This is a genomic window from Microvirga arvi (assembly GCF_016892765.1).
GTDB lineage: Bacteria > Pseudomonadota > Alphaproteobacteria > Rhizobiales > Beijerinckiaceae > Microvirga > Microvirga arvi.
On the sequence record NZ_JAFEMD010000135.1, the window covers coordinates 1 to 4,504 of the forward strand.

General features: G+C 61.2%; 3 protein-coding genes. All 3 read right to left on the reverse strand.

What is annotated here, in order from left to right; all coding sequences use genetic code 11:
- A partial coding sequence (locus tag ILT44_RS29885) for a transposase (RefSeq protein ID WP_204243243.1) occupies positions 1-337 on the reverse strand: 337 nt, incomplete at its 3' end.
- Positions 338-520: 183 nt separating this feature from the next.
- Positions 521-3,544, reverse strand: coding sequence for a cadherin-like domain-containing protein (locus ILT44_RS29890; RefSeq protein ID WP_204243244.1), 3,024 nt, complete (start codon positions 3,542-3,544; stop codon positions 521-523).
- Positions 3,545-3,597: 53 nt separating this feature from the next.
- Positions 3,598-4,308: an IS6 family transposase gene (locus tag ILT44_RS29895; protein ID WP_204243245.1), complete on the reverse strand. Its 711-nt coding sequence runs from the start codon at positions 4,306-4,308 to the stop codon at positions 3,598-3,600.
- Positions 4,309-4,504: the final 196 nt, after the last annotated feature.

Sequence of the window (4,504 nt, forward strand, 5' to 3'; positions counted from 1 at the left end):
TCTCGGCCCGCCGGCTCAAGGTCGAGTGATCCGGCACCGCCAGGTCTAGCCCCAGGAGATGGAGGATTGAGCCAATCAGACCCTCCGTCTGACGCAGCGCCAAACGGAACACCGCTCGCAAGGTCAGGGCTGTCCTGATCGCCAGGGCTGAGTAATGCGGCTGGCCGCCTCGTGTTCTGCGCGGCTCAGCCCGCCAGGCTGCAATCGCCTCCTCAGTGAACCAGATCGTGAGGCTTCCGCGCTGGCGCAGGGCCGCATCGTACTCCGCCCAGTTCGTCACCCGGTGCCGCTGCTTCGGGATGTGGTGACGGCGAGCAGCGTTGGCTTTGAATGGCACGACAGGCATCCGAGATCAGGGCCCCGCTCTCCTATGCCATCCAGCTTCGGCCGCCAAATCGCCTATTCGTGCAACAAGGCGCCAGCATACCCCATTGTGCATCCGTCAGCATGGCTCCTCCTCAAACAGGACGAGCAAACGGCAGTAGATTAGTTGAGGCGGAAACGTCCCGGCTTATGTCCGTTACAGCACGAACCAACCCTTGCTGAAGTCTATGGCTCCTTTGAGCTTGATCACGCCTTCCGCCGACTTGTCGCTGTCGGTGTTGAGATAGATGAACGTCTCCTTGCCAATCTTCTCGTAACTGACTTGCCCGGCCTTGGTGAAGGCGTTCTTGCCGATGAAGGTGAAGGCCTGATCGCCCTTCTTCTTCACGTCAGCATCGATCAGCTTCAGATCGATTTTGTCGCCGCCCTTGCCGGAGAAATCCGTAATATAATCGGCCTTGGCCTCGCTCGTGCCGGTATCCTTGTTGGCAAACACGAACACGTCCTTGCCGGAGCCGCCGGTGAGCGAATCCTGGCCGGCACCGCCGATGATCCGGTCGTTGCCGGTACCGCCATTGACCTTGTCCTTGCCGCCGCCGGCATTCAGGACATCGTTTCCTGCCCCGCCGGAGAGATTATCGCTGCCTGACCCGCTCGAGACCGTGTCGTTTCCGCTCGTGCCGGCCGTATTCTCGTTCGGCACGTCGGACAGCGCGATGGTCACGGTCTCATCGTAGCTGGCGCCGTTTCCGTCAGTAGCCCGTACGACAACCTGATGGCTCGTGGCCTGCTCATAATCCAGGAGGAGTCCGTTCTTGACCTCGATGGATTTACCGTCCGCTCCCAGCGCGAATCGTCCGCCCGCATCGTTGAGCAGACTGAAGGTGAAGGCCGAATCCCCATCGAGATCGAGCGCGGTGAGAGAACCAACAGGGGTTCCTGCTCCCGCGTTTTCGGCCACGGTGGCATTCGACAGGAGGATGTCCGATGGAGCGTCATTGACCGAGGCGACGCTGAGGACGAACGTCATCGGCGCGCTTTTTGCCCCAGCATCGTCCACGACTTGATACTCGAAGGAAACGGTGCCGTGGAAGTTCACAGCCGGAGCATACGTGAAGGTGCCGTTCGGGTTGAGCGCCAAGCCCGCCACAGGTGAAACCAACTGATAACGCAGATTGTCGGCATCGACGTCTAGGCCGCCTGGAACCTGCCCTGTCAACAAAGTGTCCTCGGTTCCAGAGGCGGTGTTGCCCGATATCGCAGCCACCGGTGCATCGTTCGCACCTGTGACTGTGACTGTGATCGTCTCTCCATTAGTGCCGTCGAGGCTTTCAACCGACAATCTTTGCTCTACGTGCTCGCCTGCCGCTAGCGTTTGGGCAACCGCGTTGTCGAGCGTGAAGTCCCACTCACCGGTAGTTTCATTGAAGGTAAAGGTGCCGTACTGTGTCTGTAAATCGGCTGAGGCCACAGCCTTGAAGACCTGCTCGCCCGCATCCACATCCGCCACAGCAAGGATGCCGCCCGTGTTCTGGATACCATCCTCCTCCACCGTGCCCATACGGGCACCTGAAATCTCAGCGGCGTCGTTTACAGGGGTGATGGCCAGCGCGAAGGTTTGGGCTTCGCTTCTGGCTCCAACGGAGTCCACAACGCTATACTCGAAGGAAACGGTGCCGTGGAAGTTCGTATCCGGGGTGTAGCTGTAACTGCCATCGGCCGCAAAGCTCAGCCCCGCAATGGGTGCGACCAGCTCGTATGTGAGTGAATCGCCTTCGACGTCTGTTCCAGCGGGCACCTTGCCGGTGATGGTCATGTCCTCGGTGCCCGATGCATCGTTGCCCGATATCGCTGCCATCGGCGCATCGTTGACGGCTTCCACCGTAAGCCTGAGGTTTGACAGGGCGATGCGGGTGTCGCTGTGGATGACAAATGCCAGATCGATGATGCCGTTGAAGTTCAGCGGCGGAGTACCCGACAGCGTCCTCGTCTCGGCATTGAATGTGAGCCATTCCGGCAAGCCCGTTCCGCCGGCTAGGGTGATGCTCGTCTCCAATCCAGCTCCCTGGCTGGAATAGAGTTCCTCGGGGAGTTGGAACGACCAATGCCCATCTTCGCCGACGCCCTGGTCTTCGAGAGCGACAGCGGTTAGCCGAACTGTCCCGTCCTGGAATTGAAGGAATTCGATCCCTTCGACGTTGTCCTGGCCGTCCCCGGCGTCCCGCCCATCCAGGATGCCAATGGTGCCATCGCGATGGAGCGCGAATGTATAATCGGCGCGGGAGCCCGTGAGGACTGCGATGTCGCTGTCGCCGTCGCCGCCCTCCAGCCAGTCATTGCCCTCACCCCCCGACAAAGTGTCGTTACCGGCTCCCGAGCGGATGGTGTCGTCGCCAGCGCCAGCCGAGATCACGTCCCGGTGCTGGCCGGTCTCGATCGTGTCGTTGCCCGAGCCGGTCGTGACCGTGTAGCGCTCCACGCCATAGTGGTAGAGCCGGGTGTAGCCGCCGATGGTGCTCGAGCTGGAGTAGCCATCCGTGCTGGCATAATCGCCGTCGAGGAAAGCCGCCTCCGTCAGACCCGACCAGTCCACCACCAGATGGTCGAAACCGGCACCACCATGCACCTCCTCGAGAGGCGTATCATCCTTCGTCGCGCCGCTGAGTCCAACGACAAGCGTATCATTGCCATCGAGGCCCTTAAGAACGTTGGCGCCGCGGTTGCCGACTAGCACATTGTCGAGGCTGTTGCCGGTCAGATTGATGCCATGGACATCATCTGCGAGCGTCACGTTCTCAACCTGAGCGCCCCACTCAGTGTCGAGCGAGAAGGTCGACCCCGATGAGATTCCTCCGGTCGACAGTCGGACTTCGTCCGTTCCGTCGCCAGCCAGCTCCAGGATGCGATCGCCCAGGCTGTCGAACCCATAAACATCGTTGCCCGCCCCGCCTTCGAGCGTATCCGCGCCGCCACCGCCGCTGAGGGTATCTGCAGCATCCGTCCCGATGATCAGGTTTTTATCCGAATTCCCAGTTCCGACGCGGGCGGAGCCCGTCAGCACGAGGTCCTCGATCCCGCTGCCCTCCACCAGCGTAAAATTGACGGACGCGATGACACGGTCGTAGCCCCCGGCGGCCGCCCCATCATGGTCATGAACGGAGTCGCCCAGATGATCGACGAGGTACAGATCGTCCCCCGCTCCGCCCTTGGGTACTGTCAACTTGGCGCCGAAGAGGCAAAGCTGCCGCGGGCGCAGCCGTCACGCAGTCCACATCAGCCCACGAGGGCAGCACCAGTCGCATCGCGCCAGGTGAGGAAGGCGCGAGCACGAGCAACTCGGTACTCACTGGCTGAGAGACGATGACGGCAGAGCTGGAAGTGATTGTGGATCGGAGTGTGAGTGGCGAGGAACTGCTGCGCATGTTCGGCTGATTTGAAGCGCCTCATGTGGCGTTCGCGCCGTCGGGTGGGTTGGTGCGAGACCTCACAGCGATTGTTGAGATACCGGCTCTGCCGATGTTCCACGCCCGGCAGGATCTCGCGCTTGGCGGCCCCATAGGATCCAAGTTTATCGGTCACGATGACCCTCGGCACGTAGCGCAGGCCCTTCAGCAGCTTGCGAAAGAAGCGCTTGGCCGCCTTTGTGTTGCGGCGGCTCTGGACCAAGACGTCGAGCACGTTCCCGTGCTGATCAACGGCTCGCCAGAGATAATGCAGTTTGCCTCGGATGCGAACGAACACTTCATCCAGAAACCATTTGTCTCCGGGCTGCGGCCGGCGCCGCTTCAGCGTCTTGGCGTAGGCGCGCCCGAAGCGCAGGCTCCATTCACGGATCGTCTCGTAGCTGACCACGATGCCTCGCGCCGCGAGGATCAGTTCGACTTCCCGCAAGCTCAGACTGAAGCAGTGATACAACCAGACGGCCTGATTGATGATCTCGGCCGGATAGCGGAAGCCCCGGTAGGGATTGGATGGCGTGCTCATGCCCAAGACCGTGCCACGGATCGCCGCCTGTCGCCAACCTGACAGTACCCGTAGGGAGTATATCGCCAAGCTCGCGGCAACGATGGCCGCGGCAGCGGTTGCTGGCTCCAGGAAGCAGTTAGCTTTGCTTGCGGTCGGAGCCACTTCCATGACGATGGAAGCGGCTCACATGGCGTGACAGATCACACGATCAGGA

Coding starts and splice junctions, on each gene's coding strand:
- ILT44_RS29895 (WP_204243245.1), bottom strand. CDS start 4,308: ATGAGCACGCCATCCAATCCCTACCGGGGCTTCCGCTATCCGGCCGAG.